The organism is Streptomyces sp. NPDC096048 (assembly GCF_044763415.1).
Classification (GTDB): Bacteria; Actinomycetota; Actinomycetes; order Streptomycetales; family Streptomycetaceae; genus Streptomyces.
The window spans coordinates 58116-82827 of the sequence record NZ_JBIWGG010000011.1 but is presented as its reverse complement, the minus strand read 5'-3'; the positions used below and the strand labels follow the sequence as shown (position 1 = coordinate 82827).

Below are 24712 nucleotides of genomic sequence, written 5' to 3'. Positions count from 1 at the left end.
ATGGGTGCCGGTGGGACAGAAACCGGATGGGTGCCGGTGGGACAGAAACCGGATGGGTGCCGGTGGGACAGAAACCGGATGGGCGCCGGTGAGAGAGAAAGCGGAAGGGGCTGGGCTCAGCGAGACTGCGGGCCGCGTCGCTGCGGCAGCGTCACGATCGACGCGTCGCCCGGCGCGGCCGGCGGCAGGCCCGCGACCTGGGCCAGCAGATCGCACCACGAGGCGAGGTGCGCCGCGGTGTCCGGGACACCGCCCAGCCCTTCGCGCGGCGTCCAGGACGCCCTGATCTCGATCTGCGAGGCGGACGGGCGCGACGAGAGCCCCCCGAAATAGTGGGAGCTCGCCCGCGTGACCGTGCCGCTGGGCTCCCCGTACGTCAGCCCGCGCGCCTGGAGCGCGCCGGTGAGCCAGGACCAGCACACGTCCGGCAGCAGCGGGTCGGCGGCCATCTCCGCCTCCAGCTCGGCCCGCACCAGCGTCACCAGCCGGAAGGTGCCGTGCCAGGCGTCGTGCCCGGCCGGGTCGTGCAGCAGCACCAGCCGCCCGTCCGCCAGGTCCTCGTCCCCGTCGACGACCGCGGCCTCCAGGGCGTACGCGTACGGGGCGAGCCGCTTCGGCGCAGGCACCGCCTCCACCTCGATCTGCGGCCGCAGCCGCGCGGCCCTGAGCGCCTCCACGGCGGCCGTGAAAGCCGGCGGTGCCGTACTCCCCGTATGCCGGGCCTCCTCCTCGGTACCCTTCGGTTCGTCCATTCCGCCAGCGCCGTCCGACAGTCGTCCCTGAGCCGCAGCCATGCGGGGAAGATTAAGGGGAACGGCGCCTCGGCGCAGGGAGGGACACCCGCGTGCGGACGCGATGTCCGGATCACGCGGTCCTGCGGGGCGCGCGGGAGCCGCCCCACCCGAGGTCGGGCGCTGTCACGGCGACATGCGAGACTTGCCGGTGTGAGTGCCAACCAGAGCCCCGCGGGCAAGCAGCCGACCGCCACGTACGACTCCGCTTTCCTCAAGGCGTGCAGGCGTGAGCCGGTGCCGCACACCCCCGTGTGGTTCATGCGGCAGGCCGGGCGCTCACTGCCGGAGTACCGCAAGGTGCGCGAGGGCATCCCGATGCTCGAGTCCTGCATGCGGCCGGAACTGGTCACGGAGATCACCCTCCAGCCGGTGCGCCGGCACGGCGTGGACGCGGCCATCTACTTCAGCGACATCGTGGTCCCGCTCAAGGCCATCGGCGTCGACCTCGACATCAAGCCGGGCGTCGGCCCGGTCGTCGAGAACCCGATCCGCACCCGCGCGGACCTGGCACAGCTGCGCGACCTGACCCCCGAGGACGTCTCCTACGTCACCGAGGCCTTCGGTCTGCTCACCGCCGAGCTCGGCGCCACCCCGCTGATCGGCTTCGCCGGTGCGCCGTTCACCCTCGCGAGCTACCTCGTGGAGGGCGGCCCGTCCCGCAACCACGAGCACACCAAGGCGCTCATGTACGGCGACCCGCAGCTGTGGGCCGACCTGCTGGACCGGCTCGCCGACATCACCGCCGCCTTCCTCAAGGTGCAGATCGAGGCGGGCGCGAGTGCCGTCCAGCTCTTCGACTCCTGGGTCGGCGCGCTGTCTCCCGAGGACTACCGCCGTTCGGTGATGCCCGCGTCGAGCAAGGTCTTCGAGGCCGTCGCCGGGTACGGCGTGCCGCGCATCCACTTCGGCGTCGGCACCGGCGAACTCCTCGGACTCATGGGCGAGGCCGGCGCGGACGTCGTCGGCGTCGACTGGCGCGTCCCGATGGACGAGGCCGCCCGCCGCGTCGGCCCCGGCAAGGCGCTCCAGGGCAATCTGGACCCGGCCCTCCTCTTCTCCACCCCCCAGGCCGTCGAGACCAAGACCCGTGAGATCCTGGACGCCGCGGCGGACCTGGAGGGCCACGTCTTCAACCTCGGCCACGGCGTCCTGCCCGACACCGACCCGGACGCGCTGACCCGCCTCGTGGAGTACGTGCACACCCAGACCGCACGCTGACCGCGTCCGACACACCGACCACCGGGCCGCCCGGCGCCCACGGGTGCCGGGGGTCTCGCCCGACGCCCGGCGCCGCCTCCGCGTCCCGCGGTACCGAGGCAGGGGCGTAGGCGCCGGGGCGGGCCGGGCCTCGCCTCGGCGAGCAGTACGTCGCCGAACCGGCGCGACTGCCGGCCCAGGCCGACGGCGACGGTCTCGGTCGGCTCCGCGTCGTCGACGGTGCCGAGGGCGACGTCACCGGGCCGGGTCGACCCGGTCGCGGACTCGATGCGCGTGGCGTCGCCCGCCTCCTCGCCGATGGCGACGACCAACTCCGGGTTCTCCGTGCGCAGTCGCGCAGTCGCGCAGTCGTGCAGTCGCGCGGTCAGCCGGGCGACCTGCTCGACGGTGACGACATCCGGGAGAAGAGCACGCCGGAGGCCGGTCCGTCCCCGATGTCGCGCAGGACCCGGTCGGGTGCCTCGGTGCCCACGAAGCCCGGTTCCAGGACGGAGAGCGCGAGTCGACGCGACTCGCCGCTGTGCTTGCTGGAGGCCATCGACCGCGCCTTTCACATGGTGGCTCTTGGTATATACCAATGGGGTACGCGCTCAGGTTAACCAGACGTGTCAAGGGGAGCGTCGCCGAACTCGGAAGTAACAACTGGGCCTGTCAGGACGGGTGTTGACACCCTCCCTTGGTCTAGTCCATTGTGAGGCCCAAGTTCGGCGAGGGGCACCTGTGACGCCCGTTTCCACGCCGGACGACTTCCGCTTCCGTGACGACCACCCCGGACGAGACGACCATTCCGGACGAGGGCGCGGACCGGGCAACCCCCTGGCCAGGGTCGACCCCGTCCCTCCGAGACGCCCTCGTCGCCCCGCTCCGCCCCGAGCGCGAGCGGACCCGCTGCCCCCACCGACCTCATGTGCGACGGCCCGACCTCCGTCGCGCACACCGCCGTCGCCCGCACGAGGCCACGGCGAGGATCTGGAGCACCACATGGCGACGCCCGATTCCTACCTCCACCGAGCCCCGTCGGACCTCCCCTACTTCAGCGCGGACGCCGACACCTACCTGGCCCGCACCCAGTTGCGCGACCTGCGCAAGACACGTCCGCTGCGGGTGCTGTCCGAGGAGGACTTCACCCACTGGCAGACCTACGGATACGTAGTGGTGAAGGAGGCGATACCCGCCGCCTCCGCCCGCCGACTGCTCGACTTCGCATGGGAGTTCCAGGGGCTCGACCCGGACCGCCCCGACACCTGGTACCAGGACCGCCCGTACCGCTCCGACCTCGACCGGGAACTGCACATCTACGGCTTCGTCGAGGCGTACCACCACCAGCTCATCTGGGACAGCCGACAGACCCGGCGCGTCTACGACGCCTTCGTCGACGTCTGGGACTGCGAGGAGCTGTGGGTCACCCTCGACCGGCTCAACCTCAACCCGCCCAACACCGGGAACCGCGACCGCGCCCTCATCGACAAGCCGGACCGCGGCTTCGACATCGAACTGCACTGGGACGTCGACACCTCCCTCGGCGTCCTGCCCCAGCGGGTCCAGGGCATCATCGCCCTCAACGACACCAAGCCGGACCACGGCGGCTTCCAGTGCTGCCCCGACCTGTTCCGGCGCTTCGACCGCTGGAAGGCCCTCCAGCCCGACGACCGCGACCCGATCCGCCCCGCGATCGACCGCGAGGACATGCCCGTCGTACGGCCCGACCTCGAGGCCGGCGACCTGCTCATCTGGAACGGCCTGCTGGCCCACGGTGTCGCCCCCAACGTCTCCGGCGAGGGCGTGCGCGCCGTCCAGTACCTGTCGATGATGCCGGCGCTGGAAACCCACCGGACCCTGCGCGACTCCCGCGTCGACTCCTGGCGCACCCTCGCCACCCCCGACTGGAACGCCACGCTCCTCGGTGACGTCCACCGGCACGAGTCCGAGCGTTACGGACCCGCCGAGCTGAACGAACTCGGCGCCAGGCTGCTGGGCCTGAAGTCCTGGCACGCGGACGCCGGTGATGACGCCGACGCCGACAGCACCGTGGCGACAGAAGAGGCGACCGACGAGGCCACCGGGGAAGCCGCATGCGCAGTGTCTGCCTGACCCTCCCCACCGACCGGCCCTGCCCGGACACCATCGCCGCCCTCGGTGCGGAAGCGGCCTACGCCGCCGACCACTTCGACGTCGAGGTCCACCTGCTCGTCCTCGACTCCTGCCCGCCACCGGCCCACGCCGCCCACGCCGAGGCCGTACGGCGCCTGCCCGCACACCCCCGGATCACGGCGCACCACCTCGACGAGGCCGCCCAGCGCGACTTCCTGGAACGGGTGACGGCACACTCCGGCAGTGCCAAGCCCGACCTGCTCCTCGACCTGATGCTCCCGGACGGCCTGTCCTACGGCGCCTGCACCAACCGCGCCTTCCTGATCGCGGCGGCGCTCGGCTGCGAGTCCGTCCACCGCAGGGACTCGGACAGCCGGTACCAGAGCGTGGACGGCCGTACGGTCTTCCCCGTCCACCATGAGCTGCTGTCGATCGGCAGACGCGCCGCGGACGCCGTGCCCGTCGTCACCGAGTCGACCCTGCCGGCGGCCCTGGCCGACCGGCGGGTCGCCATGGTGGGCGGCTCCTTCGTGGGCGAACTCTCCGTGGACATCGCGCGGATCCGCGACACCGACCCCGGCGTCTACCACGACGTCGTCTCCCTCTGGGCGCCGGGACACTGGTCCGCCGAGCGGAAACGGGAACTGGTCGAGGAGTCCTTCCGCGGCGCGGGCACCGCCCCCTTCGCCGCCGACCACTCGCTGCTGACGCTGGTCGACCCCATGCGGGTGGACATGTGCAACATCGCCTTCCACGGCGACAGCGTCAGCGAACGGGTGCCGTTGCCGCCCGCCCGGGACACCATCGGCAGCGACTACTTCCTCATCCACCTCGTGCACGACGCCGGTCTGCCCGGCGTGCTGCACAACCGGAACATCGTCAACTACCACACGGGCGAACGCAGGACCGGGCCGGGATTCCTCGCCTACCAGAACCGCTTCGCCAAGTTCCTCCTGTCGATGCTCCACTTCCACTTCGTCTACGACCGCATGGCCGAGGCGGGCGACACGCTGCTGGACCGGCACGGCCGGGCCCGCCCCGCCGCAGTCGCCGCCCTGGCCCGCCGGAGCACCGGACTGGACCCGGCGGAGAACGTCCACCGGCTCGACGCCCTCGACACCGCCTACCGGCGACTCGGCGGCCGGTACGCGGACTTCGCCGATCTCCTGGCCACGCGGCGCGAGCGACTCCTGGACGAGGCGCGCGGCGACATGGCGGACTTCGCGCTGCTGACGGAGGCGTGGGAGGACCTGATCGGCGCGGCCAAGGCCACGCCCCTCGCTCTCCCGCCCGGGCGGACGGGGTGAGCGCGGCGATGCGTACGGAGATGAGCACGGCGACCCGTACGGAGATCAGCGCGGGGCTCAGCGGGCCCCTGGCCGCCGCCCTCGCCGCCGCGACGGACGACCGGATCGTCTACGACCTCGCCGGCATCGAGCGGCGCTACGACACCCTGTGCCGCGAACTGCCCGGTGTGCGGGTGCGGTTCGCCATGAAGGCCTGCCCGGTCGACGAGGTCCTCGGCGCCCTGGCGCGCAGGGGCGCCGGTGTCGACGCGGCGAGCCCCGGTGAGGTGGAGCAGGCGCTGCGGGCCGGGGTGCCGGCCGCGCGCACGCACTACGGCAACACCGTCAAGTCCGACCGGAACATCGCCGACGCACACCGGCTCGGCATCCGCACCTTCGCGACCGACAGCCTCCAGGACGTGGCCGCCCTGGCCGCCCACGCCCCCGGCGCCCGCGTCTTCTGCCGGGTCGCGACCGGCGGAACGGGCGCCGTATGGGGCCTGAGCCACAAGTTCGGCTGCCCGCCCGGCGACGCCGTCCACGTCATGGAGCGGGCCCGGGACGCGGGGCTGGTCCCGGCGGGGCTGTCCGTGCACGTCGGCTCCCAGCAGATGACGGGCGAGGCATGGCACGCCGCCCTGGAGGACCTGGGCGACACCCTGCGCGCCCTGGGCCGGCGCGGCATCCGCGTCGACCACGTCAACCTCGGCGGCGGCCTGCCCGCGCTCGGCTACCGCGACCGGCACGGCACCCCCCTCGATCCACCGCTGGACAAGATCTTCGCGGTGATCCGCGAGGGGACGGACGCACTGCGCCGGATCCACGGCGGTCCCCTGGACTTCGTCATCGAACCCGGACGGCACCTCGTCGCCGACCACGGGGCGATCCGCGCGCACGTCGCCCGCCTCACCGAGCGCCGCGGGGCGGGCGGCGAGCGGCAGTACTGGCTGTATCTGAGCTGCGGCAAGTTCAACGGCCTGTACGAGATGGACGCGCTGCAGTACCGGCTGGTCTTCCCGGGCCACCCGGACGGACCACGGGTGGCGGCCGTCGTCGCCGGACCCACCTGCGACAGCGACGACGCCTACTCCCATGAGGAGGCACTGGTCCCGGTGCCCGAGGCGCTGACCTCGGGCGACCCGGTCTGGGTACTGTCCAGCGGCGCCTACGCGACCAGTTACACCACCCTGGGCTTCAACGGCTTCGCCCCGCTTCCGTACGCCTGGGCGGACCGCCCGGACGGGGGCGCCGCCGATGGATGACACCGTGCGCGTACGCCGTATCGACGACGGGGACTGGGACGCCGTCGTGGCGCTGGAACGGGACGCCTACAGCGGACTGGGCCTGTCGGAGGGCCGGGCGGCGCTGCGGTCCCGGGCGGCGGCGTCGCCGGACACGTGCTTCGTCCTGGACGTCGGCCACCGCACGGCCGGCTACGTGCTGTCGCTGCCCTACCCGCTCCACCGCTACCCGGACCTGGAGCGGGCGGAGGAGCCCGCGACCGCCTTCCCGCCCGGGAACCTCCATCTGCACGACATCGTCGTGGCGCCCGGCCTGCGCCGCAGAGGGCTGGCGCGGCACCTCCTGCACCATCTCACCGGCGTCGCCCGCACACGCGGGGACGAGCGGATCTCCCTGATCGCCGTCGGCGGCACCGAGCGGTTCTGGTCGGCGCGCGGCTTCGTACCCCGGCCCGGGGTGGTGGCCGCCGGCGACTACGGCGCGGACGCCGTCTACATGTCCAGGCCGGTACCGGCGACCGACCGGACCGGACGCCCGTTCCCGCCCCCACCCCAGCCCCCGTCCCTGCGCGAAGTGAGCTGATGCGCGTGTCCCGTCTCCACGATCCCTTCCTCCGCGGCCAGTTGGCGATCGCCGCGCTGTTCCTGTCCCTCGGCTTCCAGTACGCCACCTGGGCCGCGCGGATCCCGGCCGTCAAGTCCGACCTGGACCTGACCGCGGCCGAGGTGGGGGTGCTCCTGATGGCCGCGGGGGTCGGCGCCGCGGTCTCCTTCCCCATGGTGGCGTGGCTGATGCGACGCCTGGGCTCGCGGCGGCTCGCCCTGCTGTCCCAGCTCGGCCTGGCCCTGCTGCTGCTCGCCCTGGCGGCGGCCCCGAACTACCCGGTGGCCCTGCTGGTGATGTGCGTCGACGGCGTCCTCGTGGGCTGCCTGAACGTGGCCATGAACGCGCAGGGCGCCGCCCTGGAGACACGGCACGAGCGCAACACCATGGCCAGGCTGCACGCGACGTTCAGCGCCGGATCGCTGCTCGCGGCTCTGCTCGCCTCCGGCATGACCGCCGCGACCGGGTCGGTCGGAGCGCACTTCGGGGTGGCCGCCGCCCTCCTCGTCGCGCTGGGGGCGTCCGCGCGGACGGGACTGCTCGACGACGAGGCACCCGCCGACCCCACCGCTCCCGCCGAACGGGCGGAGCAGCGGCCGGGCCGCCGCCGCTGGACCGTCCCCTCCCGCCTGACCCTGTGGATGTGCTGTGCCATGGTCTTCGGCACGGTCGCCGAAGGCGCCATGAACGACTGGTCCGCCCTCTACCTGAAGGACGTCGCCGAGGCGTCGGCGGAACTCGCCCCCCTGGGCATCGCCGTCGTCTCGGGAATGATGGTCGTCGCCCGCCTCTTCGCCGACGGCTGGCGGGCCCGCTGGGGAGACGGCCGGGTCGTCCTGCTGGGCAGCGCGGTGGCCGGTGCGGGCCTCGCCGTCGCCCTGGTCAGCGGCGGCGTCGCACCCGCCCTCGCCGGGTTCGCCTGCATGGGGCTGGGCATCGCCGCCGTGACCCCCTGCGTCTACGCCGCCGCCGCGCGGCAGGGCTCGGACGCGCTGACCCTGGTCGCCGCCATGGGGACCACCGGTCTGCTGGCCGGCCCGCCGCTCATCGGCTTCATCGCGGGCGCGAGCGACCTGGCGTGGGGCATGGGCGCCGTCGCCGCGTCGGCGGTCGCCGTGTCGCTGTGCAGCACCCGCATCCGCTGGACCCCGGAACCCGCGGCCACGGGAGAACCCTCCCACGCCTGACGGCGACCCCGCCGACGGTCACCACCCCGGCCGCGCCCGCCGCCCGAACAGCAGCCCGCGTGGTTCGGGCGGGGGCGGGGTGCCGCGTCGCAGCGGCCAGGCGATCACCATGCCGACGACGAAGCCGACGACATGGGCCACGTACGCCACGGTGCCCGCGTCGGAGACGGCCCCGCCGGACGAGTAGACCGCCTGGAGCCCGAACCAGAAACCGAGCACGATCCAGGCTGGCAGGCGCAGCGGCAAGAAGATGAGAAAGGGGACGAGGACCCAGACGCGGGCCTTCGGATACAGCACCAGATAGGCGCCGAGCACCCCGGCGATCGCGCCCGACGCGCCGATCAGCGGGGCGCCCGAGCCGAAGTTCAGGAGGGCGAAGCCGTAGGTCGCCGCGTAGCCGCAGACGCCGTAGAAGAGCAGGTAGCGCACGTGGCCCAGCCGGTCCTCGACGTTGTTGCCGAAGATCCAGAGGAAGAGCATGTTGCCCAGCAGGTGCAGCCAGCCGCCGTGCAGGAACATCGCCGTCAGGACGCTCAGCTCGGGGGACTTGTCGTAGTCCGGCGGCCCGACCACGCAGCCCGGCCCCTGCGGCCCGACCCCGGTGTCACCCGTCGGCACCAGTCCCGGCAACCGGTGCTGGAGCAACTCCCGCGGCACCGCCGCGTACTGGTCGAGGAAGGCCTCCAGACGGCACAACTGGGCGAGACCGGCCTCGCCCGTCACGGAACCGGCCACGCCGGGGGTGAACAGGAAGACCAGGACGTTCGCGAGGATCAGGGCGTACGTCACCCAGGGGGTACGGCGCGCGGGATTCACGTCATGGACGGGGATGACCACGAGACACTACTGCCCGCCCGCCGGACGGTGAATCGGTACGTCCCCTGAACGCCCGCGTCGGCGTCCGCGTATGTCCTCTCAACCGCCCGCGGTCCGGGGAAGGCGGGACGCGGGGACGACGTGAGGAACAGGCGATGAACGAACGGGTCACACCGGCTCCGGCGATGCACGCCCTGCCCGACGGCGAGGCCGAGGTCGCCCTCGTGCTGCGCCTGCCGTGGGAGGACGTCGCCCGGCTCGGGCAGGAGGCCGGGCGGCTGGCCGCGCAGATGCAGCGGCCGGTGACACTGGACGAGGCGGTGAGCCACCGGCTGCGCTCCGCGCGGGGCGCGGCGCACGCCAAGCCGCCCGGTGAGCAGCCGCCCGCGGTGAGCGCACCGGGGACCGCGGCCGCCCCGGCCCGCGTGACCACCCCGGCGTCGGTGTCGTCCCTGCCGGCGCGGCCCCCGGCCGAGCAGGCACGGCAGGCCATCGACCGGATCAACGGCACGGCGTAGCGGGCGGGGTGGCGGGCGGTGCGGCGGCCCTGTTCAGGCCTGCCGCTCCACCGCCCTCGCCGCCTTCCGGGCGGCCACCAGCACCGGGTCCCACACCGGTGAGAAGGGCGGCGCGTAGCCCAGGTCCAGGGCCGTCATCCGCTCCACCGTCATCCCTGCCGTGAGGGCCACCGCGGCGATGTCGACCCGCTTGCCCGCGCCCTCGCGGCCGACGATCTGGACACCGAGCAGCCGTCCGGTGCGCTGCTCGGCGAGCATCTTCACCGTCATGGGGGAGGCGCCCGGGTAGTAGCCCGCGCGGCTGGTGGACTCGATGGTGGCCGTCACGAACCGCAGCCCGGCCCGCAGCGCGTCCTTCTCACGCAGCCCGGTCCGTGCGATCTCCAGGTCGCAGACCTTGCTGACCGCCGTGCCGACCACGCCCGGGAAGGTGGCGTAACCGCCGCCCGCGTTGGTGCCGATGACCTGCCCGTGCTTGTTGGCGTGGGTGCCGAGCGGGATGTGCCGCTCCTGCCCGGAGACCAGGTCGAGCACCTCCACACAGTCGCCGCCGGCCCAGATGTTCTCGTGCCCGCGCACCCGCATGGCCAGGTCGGTGAGCAGCCCGCCGTGGGCGCCGATCGGCAGACCGGCGGCCTCGGCGAGCGAGGTCTCCGGGCGTACCCCGATGCCGAGCACCACCACGTCCGCCGGGAACTCGGCGTCCTCGGTGGCCACCGCGCGCACCCGGCCGTCGTCCCCGGTGAGCACCTTGGTGACCTCGGCGCCGTTCACCATGGTGATGCCGAGGCCCTCCATGGCCTCGTGCACCATGCGGCCCATGTCCGGATCGAGCGTGGACATCGGCTCCCGGCCGCGGTTGACGACGGTCACCTCGTAGCCGCGGTTGATGAGCGCCTCGGCCATCTCCACGCCGATGTACCCGGCGCCGACGACCACCGCGCGGCGGCCACGCGTGCGTTCCAGCGTGTCGAGCAGCGCCTGCCCGTCGTCCAGCGTCTGCACCCCGTGCACGCCGGGCGCGTCGATGCCCGGCAGTTCCGGACGGATCGGGCGGGCACCGGTCCCGATCACGAGCTTGTCGTACGACGTCCAGGACTCCGCCCCCGAATCGACGTCACGCGCGCGTACCCGTCCGCCGGCGACGTCGATCTCCGTGACCTCGGTCCGCATCCGCAGGTCGATGTCACGGGCCCGGTGCTCCTCGGGCGTCCGGGCGATCAGCTGGTCCCGGTCGGTCACGTCACCGCCGACCCAGTACGGGATGCCGCACGCCGAGAACGAACTGAAGTGGCCGCGCTCGAACGCCACGATCTCCAGCTCGTCCGGTCCCTTCAGGCGCCGTGCCTGCGACGCCGCGGACATCCCCGCGGCGTCACCGCCGACCACGACCAGTCGTTCTCTCGCCCGTTCAGCCCCGCCCTTACCGCCCGTACCGCTCTCACCGCTCGCAGCGTTCATGCCCATGCGAACACGCTACGGGGGCGGGGCATTTCAGTCCTGCCCACCGGGCTCCTCGGCGGCCTCCTCGGCGCATGCCGCCGCCGGGCGGCGCGGCAGCCGGGGCCGTACCAGCCGCAGCCACAGCAGCACCAGCAGCGCCGCCACCACGGCGAACGGCAGCACCGCGCCGAGCGCCACCGCCAGCCAGCGCAGCATCGTCAGGAACGCGTCCCAGCCGCCCGCCAGCGCGTCCGTGAACCCGGGGTCGTCGTCCCCCTCCGCCCGCTCCACGGGCGCCTCGGACAGGGAGAGGGTGATCGTGGCCAGGCTCGTGCGGTCCTTCAGCGCCGCCTGCCGGGCGAGGAGCGCCTCCAGCTCCGCCTGACGGGTGCTCAGCTCGCCCTCCAGCGTCACCACGTCGCTCAGTTTCGTCGCCCGGTCCATCAGTTCGCGGACGCGGGCCACGCTGGCGCGCTGCGACTTGACGCGGCTGTCCACGTCCACGACCTGGTCGGTGACGTCCTGCGCCTTCGCGCTGCGTTCGAGGAGCTTCCCGGCGCCCTCCAGTTCGTCGAGCACCTCCTCGTAGCGCTCCACGGGCACGCGCAGGACGACCTCGGTCCGTTCGTGGCCCTCCTCGTCCCGGGTGGTGGTCTCCTCGCCGACGTATCCGCCCGCGTTCTCGGTCGCGGTGCGGGCCGCGTCGAGGGCCTTCGGCGCGTCCTCGACCCGCACGGTCAGGGAGGCGGTGCGGATGATGTGGGCCGGGGCGAGCTTCGGCGGCGCGGTCGCCTTGGCGCCGTCGGCCTCGCCGCCCGCGGCACCGGCCCGGTCCTCGGCCGCCGGGCCGTCCGCCCGCGAGTCGCCCTGGGCCGCGGCCTCCTTGGCGCCGCCTCCCGAGTCTGAGCCGCCGCCCGAACCGGTGCACCCGGTGAGGGCGAGGGCCGCGGCCAGCAGCAGGCCGGCCAGGGCGCGGGCGGGCGGTGCGGGACGTCGTGCCGATCGTGGTGCCGATCGTCGGGTTGATCGTCGTGCGCGCATGGCGGGTACCCCCGGGGTTCGTGACGACTGACGCTCCTTCGACGCGGGGAGGGGCGCGGACGTTGGCGCGGAACGGTTCCGAAGAGGTCACGGTCTCGACTCGCGGGGCACCGCCGGGGCGCCGTGGCACGACCGCCGGGGTCACCCGGCCCGGCGGCGGTGCCGGTGCCGTCTGAGACGCTGGGGGCATGTGCGCAAGCGAGAGCCCCGCGGGCGAGTTTCCCGCGGACACGGGGCATGTCGTCGTCATCGGAGCCGGAATCGCCGGACTGGCCGCCGCCCACCGGCTGCTGGAGCGCGGCGTGCGGGTGACCGTGCTGGAGGCCTCCGACCGCGTCGGCGGCAAGCTGCTGCCCGGCGAGATCGCCGGAGTACGCGTCGACCTCGGCGCCGAGTCGATGCTGGCCCGCCGCCCCGAGGCCGTCGGCCTGGCCCGCGAGGTCGGTCTCGCCGACCGCCTCCAGCCGCCGTCCACCGCGTCGGCCTCCCTGTGGACCCGCGGCGCCCTGCGCCCCATGCCCAAGGGCCACGTCATGGGCGTCCCCGGCACCGCCGCCGCCCTGACCGGTGTCCTCTCCGAGGAGGGCCTCGCCCGCATCGAGCGGGACGCCGAACTGCCCCGCACCGAGGTCGGCGACGACGTGGCCGTGGGGGAGTACGTGGCGGCGCGCCTCGGCCGCGAGGTCGTCGACCGCCTCGTCGAACCACTGCTGGGCGGCGTCTACGCGGGCGACGCGTACCGCATCTCCCTGCGCTCGGCCGTGCCCCAGCTCTTCGAGGCCGCCCGCACCCACACCTCCCTCACCGAGGCGGTGCGCGCCCTCCAGGGCCGCACGGCCACCTCCCCCTCGACCGGCCCGGTGTTCATGGGCATCGAGGGCGGCATCGGCACCCTCCCGCTCGCGGTCGCGGAGTCGGTGCGTGTGCGGGGCGGCGAGATCGTCACCCACGCGCCGGTGACGGAGCTGCGCCGCACGGCCACGGACGGCTGGCGGATCGTCGCCGGCGACCGGGAGCTGCACGCCCGGGCGGTCGTCGTCGCCGTCCCCGCCCGCCCCGCCGCCGAGCTGCTGCGCGCCGAGGCCCCGGCCGCCGCGGCCGAGCTGGCCGGTGTGGAGTACGCCTCCATGGCCCTGATCTCCCTCGCCTACCGCCGCTCCGACACGGCCGCGCTTCCCGAGGGCAGCGGCTTCCTCGTACCGCCGGTCGAGGGGCGCACCATCAAGGCGTCCACCTTCGCCTCCCGCAAGTGGGGCTGGATCGCCGACGAGGACCCCGACCTGGTCGTCCTGCGCACCTCCGTCGGCCGGTACGGCGAGACCGAGATCCTCGGCCGCGACGACGCCGGCCTGGTCGCCGTCTCCCGGCACGACCTCGGCCGGGCCACCGGCCTGGCCGCCGAGCCCGTCGCCACCCGCGTCACCCGCTGGCAGGACGGCCTGCCCCAGTACCCCGTCGGCCACCACGCGCGCGTGGCCCGCGTACGCGAACACGTCGCGAAGCTCCCGGGCCTCGCGGTGTGCGGCGCCGCCTACGACGGCGTCGGCATTCCGGCGAGCATCGCGAGCGCGTACGCGGCCGTGGACCAGCTCCGGGGTGACCCGCGGGGTGTGGAGGAGCTCACCGCCCACCCGGTGCAGAGCCTGCACGGCGGAGCGGGAGAATAGGGTCATGAGTGACGACGCCTCCACCCCCGCTGCCGACCGGATCCCCAACAAGGGCAAGCTGGCCAAGGACCTCAACGAGGTCATCCGCTACACGCTCTGGTCCGTCTTCAAGCTCAAGGACGTGCTCCCCGAGGACCGCGCGGGCTACGCCGACGAGGTCCAGGAGCTGTTCGACCAGCTCGCCGCCAAGGACGTGACGATCCGCGGCACGTACGACGTGTCCGGCCTGCGCGCCGACGCCGACCTCATGATCTGGTGGCACGCCGAGACCGCCGACCAGCTCCAGGACGCGTACAACCTCTTCCGCCGCACCAGGCTGGGTCGCGCGCTGGAGCCGGTCTGGTCGAACATGGCGCTGCACCGCCCCGCCGAGTTCAACCGCGCGCACATCCCCGCCTTCCTGGCGGACGAGACGCCTCGCGACTACATCAGCGTCTACCCGTTCGTGCGCTCCTACGACTGGTACCTGCTGCCCGACGAGGACCGCCGCCGCATGCTCGCCGACCACGGCAAGATGGCCCGCGGCTACCCGGACGTGCGCGCCAACACGGTCGCCTCCTTCTCGCTGGGCGACTACGAGTGGATCCTCGCCTTCGAGGCCGACGAGCTGTACCGCATCGTCGACCTCATGCGTCACCTCCGCGCCTCCGAAGCCCGCATGCACGTCCGCGAGGAGGTCCCGTTCTACACGGGGCGCCGCAAGGACATCGGCGAGCTGGTGGCCGGGCTCGCCTGATCCGGCCTCGCCTGATCCGGCCTCGCTCGATCAGGCCTTGCTCGATCAGGGCTCGCTCGATCAGGCCGCCGGTGCCGCGGCTGACCCGGCCCGCGGCTCGGCCGTCGCCCTCGGCTCCGGGCGGGGGGCGCACGACGCGTCCCGCGCCGGGAGGCGGCCGTCCAGGAGGTACGCCTCCAGGTGGCCGTTGACGCATGCGTTCGGGCCGCCGGCGATGCCGTGCGTCCCCGCGTCCCGCTCGGTCACCAGCACCGAGCCCGACAGCCGCCGGTGCAGCTCCAGCGCGCCGTCGTACGGAGTGGCCGCGTCCCGCTCGGCGGCCAGCAGCAGCGTCGGCGGCAGCTCACCCGGACCGGTGCGCACGTCGAGGGGGCGCTGCCGGGGCGCCTGCCAGTAGGCGCACGGCAGGTTCGTCCACACGTTGTCCCACGTCTCGAACGGCGCCCGGCGCGCCAGCCGCGTGTTGTCCCGGTCCCAGACCTCGAAGTCGGTCGGCCAGGACGCGTCGTTGCACTCGACGGCCGTGTACACGGCGTTGGAGTTCTCCGCCCCGACCGCCCCCTCCCCGGTCCGCGTCCCCGCCTGGTCGATCAGCGGCCGCGGATCGCCCTTCAGGTAGGCCGACAGCGCCTCGGCGCGGTGCGGCCAGTAGTCGTCGTAGTACCCGGCCTTCAGGAACGCCCCCTGCAACTGCGCGGGGCCCACCGTCCCGCCCGCGGGCTCCGCCGCGAGCCGCGCGCTCGCCTCCTCGTAGCTGTTCTGCACCGCGCGCGGCGTGTCCCCGAGCCCGTACACGGCGTCGTGCTCGGCGATCCACTCCTTGAAGTCCGTCCAGCGGTCCTCGAACGCCGCCGACTGGTCCAGGTTGTTGCGGTACCAGACCTGGTCCGGGTCCGGGTTCACCACCGCGTCGAACACCATCCGCCGCACGTGCGACGGGAACAGTTCGGCGTACAGCGCCCCCAGGTAGGTGCCGTACGACGCGCCCATGAACGTGAGCCGCCTTTCGCCCAGCGCGGCCCGTACGACCTCCAGGTCACGGGCGTTGTTGAGGGAGTGGTAGTGCCGCAGCGCGTCCCCGGCCCGTTCGGCGCAGCCGCGCGCGTACGCCTCGGCCTCGGCGGCACGCTCCTTCTTGTACGCGTCCGAGGGCCGCGTGGGCGCCGGCCGGGGCCCTTTGAAGAACTCCCCGGGGTCCTGGCAGGACAGCGGCGCGGAGGGCGCGACCCCGCGCGGGGCGTACCCGACGAGGTCGTACGCTGCCGCGATCCGCTTCCACTGGGGGACCATGCCGACCAGCGGGAAGTACAGACCGGAGGCTCCCGGACCGCCCGGGTTGTAGAGCAGCGCGCCCTGCCGGGGCACCTTGCGCTTGCTGTTGTCCGGGTCCTTGTGCGTGGCCCGCACCCGGCTCACGGTGAGCCGGATCTGCTTCCCCTCGGGGTGCGCGTAGTCCAGGGGCACGGCGACCGTGCCGCAGCGCATGGCGCCCGGCAGGTCCCCCGCCTCCGGGCAGCTGCCGAACTCGACGCCGGCCGCCGCCGCGCGTTCGGCGGCCACGGCGGTGCCGCGCGCCTCGGCGTCCCCGGGGCCGCCCGGAGTTCCCGGGGCCGGCGCGGCCGCCAGGGTGGTCAGCAGCAAGGACCCGGCGGCCGAGTAGAGGACGGCAGCTCGCATCGCGTATCCCTTCGGTGCACGGTGTGACACAAGGGATGTTTGGTGCGACCGCAGGGCAGGGCAAGCACCGCCCGCGGGTGTCGTCGCCGAGTGCCTCCGTACGCCCCCCGGCGGGTCAGGCCCGGCGCTCCCAGTAGTCCTCGGCGTACTCCTCGCGGTGGGCGAAGGCCGCGCGCAGGTCCGGTTCGCCGATCGCGTGGACGCCCCGTACGGCGACCGAGGTGAGGTACGTACGGTCGTCAGCCGAGCCGTCGGCGTGCCGGACGAGGGCGCCGATCAGCCGCTGCCCGGCCGGGGAGGCCCAGTCCGAGTACGGGTGGACCTCCATCCGCGTGATGGCGAGGCACCCCAGGGTCAGAGTGAGCGGCAGCGCGAACCACAGGGCGATCAGCAGGCGTGGCTGCTCCGCGGGAAGGGGCAGCGCCAGGGCGGCGCCGCCCAGCGCGCACACGGCCACCGCGGCGCCCCGCACCCGCCGCACTCCGGCGGCGACGCCGCGGGCGCCGTCCGGCACGGCGAGGCCCGCGCCGACCAGCCGGTCGGCCAGGCTCCGCACCGCGTCCGCGGTGGCCGCGGTGGTCCGTACCGGCGCTATCCGGGACTGCCCTCCGGGCCCTATCGCCCCTATGACCGACCGCTCCATCTCGTCCCGCCCGCACGGGTCCACGACGGTCGCCCAGCCGGTGTGCGCGAGCAGCAGCCTGCGCTGGCGCGCCATGGAGACCAGCGTCAGGTCGGCGACCCTGCGAGGGCCACCGGACAGGAACGCCGCCTCGTACAACGTGAGCGCGTGCGCACGGCCGACGGCGTGCGCGTCGACGGCCGCCGCGCGCACGGTGGCCAGACACAGCCGCAGGCACGCCAGGCCGGCGACGGCCCAGGCCGACAGGAGCAGAAGGACCCAGAACATGCCGTACTTCTATGCCAAAGGCTTTCGCCGGCGCCATGCCCTGTTCACATTTCGGGACGCAGTGTTGTGGGTATGTGACGTTCCGTTTGGTGATGTCCCGGCGAGGTCGTGATCGGCTCAGCGGCGCAGCAGAACACGCCTGGTCGCACGGGCCCACCGCGCCCCGGCACGCTCCGACCGCGGCACCGGCCCTGACCGCTCCAGCCACCACTTCCGCAACGCGCCGCGCACACCGGCGTCCTGCGGACGGCCGTTCCGCATCAGGTGCTCGACGAAGTCGAGGGCGTCCCGCCGGTAGCCACCGGTCATCGGACGCCTCTGGGCATAGGAGAGGAAGGCCGGCCGGTACCCCGCGCCGAGGAGCACCGGCAACTCGGGCGCGACCTTCGCGACCACGTCCGCCCGCTTCCCGGCGAGCGCCCGCGCCTGCACCCCCAGCCGCGCCCGGTCGAACCCCTCGGGCACGGGCGTCCCGGCGACCAGCGCGGACAGCAGCGCGGCCTGCGCGAGGCCGAGCCGCTGCCGTTCGGTGTCGCCGGCGCCGGCCCCCTCGGGCGTGGCCCGGCGCGTCGCCGCGTCCGTGTCCGCGTCCGCGTCCGTGTCCGCGTCCGTGCCTGTGCCCGTGCCCGTGCCCGTGGGCACCTCACCCGCTCGCCCTTTCGCGACGGCGTCGCGGATCGCCTCCACCTCGCCCGCCAGCTCCTCGCCCTCGGGGAAGTTCTCGTCGCGCTCCAGCAGGACACCGGGCGGCGCCACGCGCGAGGCGAGGTCGGTCAGGATGTCGAGCACCGGCCGCGGAACGGGGTGGGCGTGGCTGTCGTGCCAGACGCCGTCCCGCTCGAAGCCGCCCGCGACATGGACGTACGCGATGGCCTCCAGGGGCAGTTCGCCGAGCGCCTCGGCCGGGTCCTCACCGAGATTGACGTGGTTGGTGTGCAGGTTCGCCACGTCGATCAGCAGCCGCACCCCCGTCCGGTCGGCCAGCTCGTACAGGAACTGCCCCTCCGTCATCTCCTCGTCCGGCCAGGAGACGAGCGCGGCGATGTTCTCCACGGCGAGCGGCACGGGCAGCGCGTCCTGCGCGATGCGCACGTTCTCGCAGAGCACGTCGAGGGCGTCGCGGGTGCGCGGCACGGGCAGCAGGTGCCCCGCCTCCAGGAGCGGGGAGGCGGTCAGCGGCCCGCCCGCCCTGACGAACGCGATGTGCTCGGTGACCAGCGGCGACTCCAGTGCCTCCGCCCGCTCGGCCAGCGCCGCCAGCCTTCCCGCGTCCGGCCGCTCGGCGCCGCCGAGCCCGAGCGAGACGCCGTGCGGCACGACGGTCACCCCGCGCTCGCGCAGCCGCAGCAGCGAGTCGGGCAGATGCCCGGGGCAGAGGTTCTCGGACACGGCCTCGACCCAGTCGATGCCGGGCATCCGCTCGACGACGTCCGCGATCTCCGGACGCCATCCGATGCCGGTCCCCAGCCGCGCCGTACGCGTCATTCGCTCCATGGTTCCGTCCCCCTCCTGCGAACATGCCGGGGATATCGCCCGCCCGGCCCGGCCCGAACCCCGGGCCGGGCATGTTCAGAGCAACATCTGAGGTTCGCGGCGGCGCCGGACCGTCAGCGCAGGTCGAGTCGCATCAGCACCCGGGGATGACCGGCCAGCACCGAGGTGGTGTCGGCGGCGTGGACGAAGCCCGCGCGCTCGAAGTTCCTCCGGAGCCCGGCGTACGCCATGGTCAGGTCGACCCTGGTGTCCCCGTTGTCGAGCGGATACGCCTCGATCGCCGGTGCGCCCTGGGAGCGGGCGAAGTCGACCGCCCCGGCGATCAGGGAGTGCGAGATCCCCTTCTTCCGGTGACCGGGCCGCACGCGGACGCACCACAGCGACCAGACCGGCAGGTCGTCCACGTGCGGGATCTTGCGGTTGCGCGCGAAGGAGGTGTCCGCACGCGGCGCCACCGCGGCCCAGCCGACCGGCTCGTCACCGTCGTAGGCGAGCACTCCCGGAGGGGGTCCCGTACGGCACAGTTCGGCGACGTAGGCACCCCGGGCCGGGCCGCGCAGCTCCTTGTTGACTTTCGAGGGGACGCGGTAGCTCAGGCACCAGCAGACGTCGGACGTCGGCGACTTGGGACCGAGCAGGGTCCGGACGTCCTCGAAGACCGAGGCCGGGCGAACGTCGATGGTCATGGCCCCACGATGGCACGGCGCACAGGCCGACGCCCCCGGTTCGCCCGCCCCGACGGACCGGCCGGCTACCGCAACGCCGGATGGTCCGCCACCACCGTGCACGACCCCGGGGCGATCTCCGTGTACCCCGCGTCGCGCACCACCGGCAGGCCGCTCGTCGTGAGGCCGCGCCAGCGGGCCGGGTCCGGGCTGCGCACCGCCAGCGGGTAGCCCGCGTCCCGCCAGGCGGCCCGAGCGGCGTCGTCCAGTTCCCACCAGGCGAGCTGGGCGCCGTGTCCGGCCTGGGCCATCGCCTTGCCGGCCGACATGTCCAGGTCGGGGTTCATCCACAGCACCGGCGCGGCGAGGTCGGCGTCGACCGGCGGCTCCGGGTCGTCGAGGTCGGTGCCGGAGACCTGGAGGCGGGCCAGGTCCTTGGGCCAGCCGTCCAGCGGGACCGGCGGGAAGACCCGCACCTCGGCCGTCTTGCCGGTGACCGTGATGCCGGGCAGTGCCTCGGCCCGCCGCCACTCGGCGCCGCGCGCCCGCCGCACGACCTTGCGGATGCGCGCGTCCTGCCAGTCCCGCATCGCCCGCGCCCACTCGCCCTCGCCGGTCGACCGCTCGTCGCCGAGCATCACCAGCACCGCCCGGGCCGCGGTCTCCAGCGCGTCGGTACGGGGCGGCGGCGCCGCCCGCTCGATGCGGACGACCAGCGGCAGCACGAACTGCGGCGCGAGGTCGCGGTCGCCGGGCTCGGGGCGGAAGGGGCTGTCGGGGACGGGAGTCGTCGGCTCGTTGCTCACGCCCACCAGTCTGCCAAGTCCCGGGCACGCGAGAGGACGACCCCGGGCAACCGAGCTACGGCTGGACGGCGCCGGCCGGCGGCACGGTCCGCGTGGGCCGTGGGCACTGCGCCGCGTCGACCTGAGCGTGACGCCCGGCACCTCGTCCGCGTCGAGGGCACCAACGGCACCGGCAAGTCGCCCCTGCTGCGCCTGCCCGCCGGGACCGACGCACCCACCGAGCGCCGGGTCACCGGCCGCCCGCGCACGGCGTACGTCCCCGGGCGCTTCCCGCCCGCCCTCCACTGGCCGTGGCCGCCGCGGCCTGTGCGCTCGGCTCGCGCCGATCAGCCTGAGCAGGCCGTGCGCTGGGCCTCCTGCCACTCGCAGACCGGGCAGAAGGTGATGCCCTTGTACGACTCGGGGTACTCCGTCGGCTCCCGGCACAGCACACACTCCGCGTACGGCGGGCCGTCGGCCTTGGGCGGCCGGGTCGCGTCGATCAGACAGTAGTCGTCGGGACCGGCGTCCTCGTCGCTGCTCATCTCTCCAGGGTAGGCCCGTCAGGCGCGGCCGTTCGCGGCGCCGATCAGCTCCGAGACCTTCACGAAGCGGTAGCCCTGGCGGCGCAGCTCGGGCACGACCTTCCGCACCACCTCTTCGGTCACCGGAGCGGCGCTGCGGGTGCAGTGCATGACGACGACCGACCCCGGCCGCACCCCGTCCAGCACCTGACGGGTCACCGCGTCGGCGTCCGTCGCGAAGGCGTCCCCGCTGACCACGTCCCACTGGACGGCGGTGACGCCGGTGGCGGCCAGCTCCCTGAGGGCCGCCTTGTCGTAACAGCCGCCGGGGAAACGGAAGTACGGCATCGCGTCCCGCACCCCGGCCTCGCGGAAGGCCGCGTACGCCCGCTCCACGTCCGAGCGCATCCGCTCCTCGGACACGTTCGGCAGGCCGTAGCAGTCGTCGGTGTAGGCGTAGTGGCTGTACGAGTGGTTCGCGATCTCGAACTGCGGGTTCCGGCCGATGGACCGGGCCTCGTCCGGGTACTCCTCGGCCCACCGGCCCGTCATGAACACCGTGGCGGGCACCTTCAGCTCCCGCAGGGCCGCGATCAGCCGAGGATTGTCGAACCGTTCGCCCGCCGCCGCACGCGGCCCCTGGTCGGCGGTCATGTCGGCGTCGAAGGTGAGGGCGACCGTCTTGCCGTCCGCGCGCGGACCGTGCTCGAAGACGGGGGTCAGGCCCGCGGGGCCGGGGGCGAGCGTCGGAGGCCTGGACGGGGCCGGCTTCGACGGGGCGGCGGAGGACGCGGTCGGTGCCGGGCGCGGGGCCTGCGGGGCCTCGGCGGTCCCGCAGGCGGCGAGGGCGGCGCCCAGAACACACAGGGCGGTTGCGCTTCGTACGAGAGTGATCACCGTACGAACGTATGAGTGTGTTGTTCGGTATGTACGACTATGAGGGGTGACGTGCCTGAGGGTCACCCTCTCGGGTCAGAACGCTTCGGCGGCGCCGGTCAGATGTCCCGCTGCTCCAGGGGCTTCGTCGCCGGACCCTCGATCACCTTGCCGTCCGTGTCGAAGCGGGAGCCGTGGCAGGGGCACTCCCAGGCGCGTTCCGCCGCGTTGAAGTCGACCAGACAGCCGAGATGGGTGCAGCGCGGTGAGACGGCGTGCAGCGCGCCCGCCTCGTCCCGGTAGACCGCGAGCCGGTCGCCGCCCGCCCGGACGACGGCGCCCTCACCCGGCGGCAGGGCGTCCACCGGCGGCACGGGCCGCAGCCGGTCGCCGACGAAGTGGCGGGCGACCTCGGCCTGCGTCTTGAGGAACGTCGGCGCCTCACGCACCGCCGTGCGCAGCCGGCGCGGATCGTACAGCTCGCTCCACGCGCACTCCTCGCCGGTGATCTGCGCGGTGAGCAGCCGGCCCGCCATCATGCCGCCGCTCAGCCCCCAGCCGCCGAAACCGGTGGCGACGTACGTGTGGTGCGCGCCCTGGTGCAGCGGGCCCACCATCGGCACGGTGTCGGTCGGGTCGATGTCCTGCGTCGCCCAGGCGTGGGTGAGGTCGACGCCGGGGAAGTGCTCGCCGGCCCAGGCGGACAGGCGGTCGAAGCGCTTCCGGGTGTCGCCCGTGCCGGGCGTGAAGTGCTCCCCGGTGACGACGAGCAGCCGGCGGGCCGAGCCGTCGTCCGCGTCGGCCAGGGGTGCCGTACGGACCGAGCGCGTGTTCTCGTCCGGCGTGATGTACATGCCGTCGACATCGCGGTCCGCCTCGATGCTCCCGGCGACGACCAGCTCCCGGCGCGGGGAGAGGCGGGCGAAGAGCAGGGCCCGGTCGAAGATCGGATAGTGGGTGGCGACCACCACGTCCCGGGCGGTGACCCTCGCTCCCGCCCCGGTCGACACGCGGCACGGCTCGCCCTCGTCCAGGCCGTGGACGGTGGTGTTCTCGAAGATCCGCCCGCCGTGCGCCTCCAGGTCCTCGGCGAGGGCCAGCAGGTACTTGCGCGGATGGAACTGGGCCTGCCCGGTGACCTCGACCGCGCCCGCGACCGGGAACGGCAGCGCCGTCTCCGTCACGAACGAGGCGGGCAGTCCCGCCTCCTTCGCGGCGGCCGCCTCCGCCCGCAGCTCGTCCACGCGGCCCGCGTCGCAGACGTACGTGTACGCGCTGCGGGTCTCCCAGTCGCAGTCGATGCCCAGCTCGGCCACGATCCCGGCGGCGTGCTCGATCGCCTCGGACTGCGAGCGGGCGTACAGGCGGGCGCCCTCGGGGCCGCGGGTGCGGCGCAGCTTGTCGTAGATCAGCGTGTGCTGGGCGGTCAGCTTGGCGCTGGTGTGGCCGGTGACGCCGGCGGCGACCCGCCCGGCCTCCAGCACCGCCACACTGCGTCCGGCCCGCGCCAGTTCCCAGGCGGTGCTGAGACCGGCGACGCCGGCGCCGATCACGGCGACGTCGACGTCGAGGTCCTCCGCGAGGGCGGGGCGTGGTGCACCGCCCGGTGCGGTCTGAAGCCAGTACGAGCCGTTGACCTGCGGTTTCTCCGTCATGCGGCCCCGAGTACCCCGTAGCCGCGGCTTCAGTGACCGGGCGGTGCGCCCGCCCCCAGGGGCGCTACCCGCGCCAGGGGCCCGTCACCGCGAACGTCGTCCCGGGCGTGTAGCAGTTGACGTACATCGTGTCGCCGTCGGGGGAGAAGGTGACCCCGGCGAACTCGCCCCACTCCGGTTCCTGGGGCGTCCCGATGTTCTGGGCGCCGCGGGCCATCGCGTACACCTCGCCGCGCCTGGTCACGCCGTAGACGTGCTGGGCGCCGTTGCCGTCCTCGCAGACCATGAGGCCGCCGCTGGGGGCCAGGCAGATGTTGTCGGGGGACTCCCCGGGGAGCCGCACGTCGGTGTCCGGGCCGAACACGATCACCAGGGTGAGCCGGCGCCGCTCGGGGTCGTAGCGCCAGATCTGCCCGTAGTGGTCGCCCGCCGAGCCCTCCGCGCTGCGAGCGAAGGACGACACGAAGTAGACGCTGCGCCCGCCCCAGTAGCAGCCCTCCAGCTTCTGCGCGTGGGTGATGCCGCCCCGGCCGAAGTCCTGGTGCCGGATGGGGGTCTCGGCGGCCAGCGGGTCGGGTACGTCCACCCACTCGACGCCGTCGAAGCAGGCGCCGGTCTCCTGGATCGAGGACAGGTCGGGCACGCCCGGCACGCGCATCGCCTGGAGCCGGCCGCCGGCCCGCAGCGAGCCGGTCCCGCCCAGCGGCTTCTCGGGCAGGAACCGGTAGAAGAGACCGAACGGACGCTCGAACGCGTCCTCCGTCTCGTACACGACGCCCCGCCTCGGGTCCACGGCGACCGCCTCGTGCTGGAAGCGGCCCATCGCGGTCAGCGGCACCGCGCCGGTGCGGTGCGGGTCGGCGGGGTCGACCTCGAAGATGAACCCGTGGTCCTTGGTGTAGCCGTTGGTGCCGGCCTTGTCCTCGGTCTCCTCGCAGGTCAGCCAGGTGTGCCACGGGGTGGGCCCGCCCGCGCAGTTCACCGCCGTACCGGCGATCGCGACCCGCTCGTCCCGGACGTGGTTGCGGGAGTCCAGGGTCAGGGCCGTACAGCCGCCCTTGCCCTCCGGGTCGTAGGTCAGACCCTTCACCGTGGGGACGGGGACCTTGCCGTTGGCACGGTTCTCGTGGTTGCGCACGAGGTGGACGCCGCCGTGGCGGCCCCCATGACGGTCCCGGGAACGCGCGGCGAAGGCCGCCATGCCGTCGTGGTTGGACGGGACCGGGCCCTCACCGGAGCGCAGCTCGTCGCCCTCGCGGGACAGGACCCGGTAGCGGAATCCTTTGGGCAGGTCGAGCAGGCCGTCGGGGTCGGGGACCAGCGGGCCGTAGCCGGTGTGGCCCAGGGACTGCGCGGCGGCGGTGCCGGCGAAGAGTTCGGAGAGGGCTCCGGTGAACGCGATGCCTGCGCCCAGGGCTCCCGTGCGGGCGAGTACCTGGCGTCGGGTTGCGGACATGGGGTTACCTTCCTGCTGGCGGACAGGA

The 24712-nt window shown here is 73.8% G+C and carries 22 protein-coding genes and 2 pseudogenes; 10 read left to right on the top strand and 14 right to left on the bottom strand.

Features of this window, described 5'->3' with window-relative positions:
• Positions 1-116: 116 nt before the first annotated feature.
• Positions 117-794 carry a DUF3000 domain-containing protein gene (locus ACIQ6R_RS28775; RefSeq protein WP_404182012.1) on the bottom strand — a complete coding sequence of 226 codons (678 nt, stop codon included), beginning with the start codon at positions 792-794 and terminating at the stop codon, positions 117-119.
• A gap of 150 nt (positions 795-944) precedes the next feature.
• Here ACIQ6R_RS28775 and hemE point away from each other — a divergent pair, with 150 nt between their 5' ends.
• On the top strand, positions 945-2012 hold the full coding sequence (gene hemE / locus ACIQ6R_RS28770; RefSeq protein ID WP_404182015.1) for a uroporphyrinogen decarboxylase: 1068 nt from the start codon (positions 945-947) through the stop codon (positions 2010-2012).
• Positions 2013-2164: 152 nt separating this feature from the next.
• Here hemE and ACIQ6R_RS28765 read toward each other — a convergent pair.
• A pseudogene (locus ACIQ6R_RS28765) lies at positions 2165-2550 on the bottom strand (glycoside hydrolase family 3 protein); the annotation flags it as partial.
• Positions 2551-2993: 443 nt separating this feature from the next.
• On the opposite strand from ACIQ6R_RS28765, the gene ACIQ6R_RS28760 reads away from it, so the two are divergent.
• Genes ACIQ6R_RS28760 through ACIQ6R_RS28740 form a run of 5 tightly spaced genes read left to right on the top strand, consistent with a single transcriptional unit; the run spans position 2994 to position 8421 of the window.
• The gene (locus tag ACIQ6R_RS28760) at positions 2994-4103 is read left to right on the top strand and encodes a phytanoyl-CoA dioxygenase family protein (protein WP_404224441.1); all 1110 of its coding nucleotides are present in this window, start codon (positions 2994-2996) and stop codon (positions 4101-4103) included.
• The gene (locus ACIQ6R_RS28755; protein ID WP_404224439.1) at positions 4085-5410 is read left to right on the top strand and encodes a DUF6271 family protein; all 1326 of its coding nucleotides are present in this window, start codon (positions 4085-4087) and stop codon (positions 5408-5410) included. Before ACIQ6R_RS28760 ends, ACIQ6R_RS28755 begins: the two co-directional genes overlap by 19 nt.
• Positions 5411-5418: 8 nt before the next feature.
• On the top strand, positions 5419-6651 hold the full coding sequence (locus tag ACIQ6R_RS28750; RefSeq protein WP_404224437.1) for a type III PLP-dependent enzyme: 1233 nt from the start codon (positions 5419-5421) through the stop codon (positions 6649-6651).
• Positions 6644-7213, top strand: a complete 570-nt coding sequence (locus tag ACIQ6R_RS28745; protein ID WP_404224435.1) for a GNAT family N-acetyltransferase — start codon at positions 6644-6646, stop codon at positions 7211-7213. The genes ACIQ6R_RS28750 and ACIQ6R_RS28745 overlap by 8 nt, the downstream gene beginning before the upstream one ends.
• On the top strand, positions 7213-8421 hold the full coding sequence (locus tag ACIQ6R_RS28740) for an MFS transporter (protein ID WP_404182030.1): 1209 nt from the start codon (positions 7213-7215) through the stop codon (positions 8419-8421). Before ACIQ6R_RS28745 ends, ACIQ6R_RS28740 begins: the two co-directional genes overlap by 1 nt.
• A gap of 18 nt (positions 8422-8439) precedes the next feature.
• Here ACIQ6R_RS28740 and ACIQ6R_RS28735 read toward each other — a convergent pair whose 3' ends face one another.
• Complete coding sequence (locus ACIQ6R_RS28735) at positions 8440-9258, bottom strand: rhomboid family intramembrane serine protease (protein WP_404182033.1); 819 nt, start codon at positions 9256-9258, stop codon at positions 8440-8442.
• 134 nt (positions 9259-9392) lie between these two features.
• On the opposite strand from ACIQ6R_RS28735, the gene ACIQ6R_RS28730 reads away from it, so the two are divergent.
• Positions 9393-9755: a hypothetical protein gene (locus ACIQ6R_RS28730; protein ID WP_404224433.1), complete on the top strand. Its 363-nt coding sequence runs from the start codon at positions 9393-9395 to the stop codon at positions 9753-9755.
• Between the two features lie 33 nt (positions 9756-9788).
• Here the strand turns inward: ACIQ6R_RS28730 and ACIQ6R_RS28725 are convergent, their stop codons facing one another.
• Entirely contained in the window at positions 9789-11222 is a 1434-nt protein-coding gene (locus tag ACIQ6R_RS28725; RefSeq protein ID WP_404224431.1) for an FAD-dependent oxidoreductase, read from the bottom strand.
• Positions 11223-11249: 27 nt separating this feature from the next.
• Complete coding sequence (locus ACIQ6R_RS28720; RefSeq protein WP_404224429.1) at positions 11250-12239, bottom strand: DUF4349 domain-containing protein; 990 nt, start codon at positions 12237-12239, stop codon at positions 11250-11252.
• Positions 12240-12427: 188 nt separating this feature from the next.
• Here ACIQ6R_RS28720 and hemG point away from each other — a divergent pair, with 188 nt between their 5' ends.
• Both hemG and hemQ read left to right on the top strand, forming a co-directional pair.
• Positions 12428-13906, top strand: coding sequence for a protoporphyrinogen oxidase (hemG, locus tag ACIQ6R_RS28715; RefSeq protein WP_404224427.1), 1479 nt, complete (start codon positions 12428-12430; stop codon positions 13904-13906).
• A 4-nt stretch (positions 13907-13910) separates the two neighbouring features.
• The gene (gene hemQ / locus ACIQ6R_RS28710; RefSeq protein ID WP_404182048.1) at positions 13911-14642 is read left to right on the top strand and encodes a hydrogen peroxide-dependent heme synthase; all 732 of its coding nucleotides are present in this window, start codon (positions 13911-13913) and stop codon (positions 14640-14642) included.
• A gap of 60 nt (positions 14643-14702) precedes the next feature.
• On the opposite strand, the gene ACIQ6R_RS28705 is transcribed toward hemQ, so the two are convergent.
• The 5 genes from ACIQ6R_RS28705 to ACIQ6R_RS28685 all read right to left on the bottom strand — a co-directional run bounded on the left by ACIQ6R_RS28705 (position 14703) and on the right by ACIQ6R_RS28685 (position 20194).
• Positions 14703-16319 (bottom strand): alpha/beta hydrolase, encoded by a 1617-nt coding sequence (locus tag ACIQ6R_RS28705; RefSeq protein WP_404224425.1) that lies wholly within the window; start codon positions 16317-16319, stop codon positions 14703-14705.
• 115 nt (positions 16320-16434) lie between these two features.
• Entirely contained in the window at positions 16435-17229 is a 795-nt protein-coding gene (locus ACIQ6R_RS28700; RefSeq protein WP_404224423.1) for a TIGR04222 domain-containing membrane protein, read from the bottom strand.
• 117 nt (positions 17230-17346) lie between these two features.
• Complete coding sequence (locus ACIQ6R_RS28695; protein ID WP_404224714.1) at positions 17347-18714, bottom strand: DUF692 domain-containing protein; 1368 nt, start codon at positions 18712-18714, stop codon at positions 17347-17349.
• Positions 18715-18836: 122 nt separating this feature from the next.
• Entirely contained in the window at positions 18837-19409 is a 573-nt protein-coding gene (locus tag ACIQ6R_RS28690; protein ID WP_404182057.1) for a GNAT family N-acetyltransferase, read from the bottom strand.
• A gap of 65 nt (positions 19410-19474) precedes the next feature.
• Positions 19475-20194 carry a peptidyl-tRNA hydrolase gene (locus ACIQ6R_RS28685; protein WP_404182060.1) on the bottom strand — a complete coding sequence of 240 codons (720 nt, stop codon included), beginning with the start codon at positions 20192-20194 and terminating at the stop codon, positions 19475-19477.
• Between the two features lie 61 nt (positions 20195-20255).
• Here ACIQ6R_RS28685 and ACIQ6R_RS28680 point away from each other — a divergent pair.
• Positions 20256-20476, top strand: a pseudogene (locus ACIQ6R_RS28680) (ABC transporter ATP-binding protein); the annotation flags it as partial.
• A 44-nt stretch (positions 20477-20520) separates the two neighbouring features.
• Here the strand turns inward: ACIQ6R_RS28680 and ACIQ6R_RS28675 are convergent.
• From ACIQ6R_RS28675 to ACIQ6R_RS28660, 4 genes are all read right to left on the bottom strand, one after another.
• Positions 20521-20718 carry a hypothetical protein gene (locus tag ACIQ6R_RS28675; protein ID WP_404182063.1) on the bottom strand — a complete coding sequence of 66 codons (198 nt, stop codon included), beginning with the start codon at positions 20716-20718 and terminating at the stop codon, positions 20521-20523.
• Positions 20719-20736: 18 nt separating this feature from the next.
• Positions 20737-21594 (bottom strand): polysaccharide deacetylase family protein, encoded by an 858-nt coding sequence (locus ACIQ6R_RS28670; RefSeq protein ID WP_404224421.1) that lies wholly within the window; start codon positions 21592-21594, stop codon positions 20737-20739.
• Between the two features lie 98 nt (positions 21595-21692).
• Positions 21693-23228: an FAD-dependent oxidoreductase gene (locus ACIQ6R_RS28665; protein WP_404224420.1), complete on the bottom strand. Its 1536-nt coding sequence runs from the start codon at positions 23226-23228 to the stop codon at positions 21693-21695.
• A gap of 64 nt (positions 23229-23292) precedes the next feature.
• Positions 23293-24684 (bottom strand): PhoX family protein, encoded by a 1392-nt coding sequence (locus ACIQ6R_RS28660; RefSeq protein ID WP_404224418.1) that lies wholly within the window; start codon positions 24682-24684, stop codon positions 23293-23295.
• Positions 24685-24712 lie beyond the last annotated feature (28 nt).